The sequence below is a fragment of the Vibrio sp. 10N.222.46.A1 genome, from assembly GCF_041473595.1.
In the GTDB taxonomy this organism is placed as follows: Bacteria; Pseudomonadota; Gammaproteobacteria; order Enterobacterales; family Vibrionaceae; genus Vibrio; species Vibrio tasmaniensis_A.
In genome coordinates this window covers 1-329 of the sequence record NZ_JBFRSN010001830.1, presented here as the reverse complement: position 1 = coordinate 329, position 329 = coordinate 1, and the positions used below count along the sequence as shown (strand labels likewise).

The 329-nt window shown below is 45.6% G+C and carries 1 pseudogene; it reads right to left on the bottom strand.

Features of this window, described 5'->3' with window-relative positions:
• Window positions 1-329: pseudogene (locus AB4496_RS29515) on the bottom strand (hypothetical protein); the annotation flags it as partial.

The window sequence follows — 329 nt, the reverse complement described above, 5'->3', positions numbered from 1 at the left end:
ATTGAGTAGGTTTGCTTGCGACACCACCAAAGAAAATCCAGATTTCCGGAGAAACACTATTCGCATTCAAAATAAAGGAGTCCGCGAAGCCATGATCGCTTTGTGCAGCATATTCACTTGATGTAGCGTGTTCACTTGGCGTAGAAAAGTAGTAACCACGCTCGTCCAATAACCAAGTATGAGAACCTTTGCGTTTCCAACTCTGGTCTTCAACAAAAGGCGCGACCCATTCATCTTTAAGTGACACAACACTTGGCCAATCGCCGTCTAAGTCCATACGAAGATCTCGAATCTCTTCATGAGCCAAACGGAGTTCTGACAGCATCGCC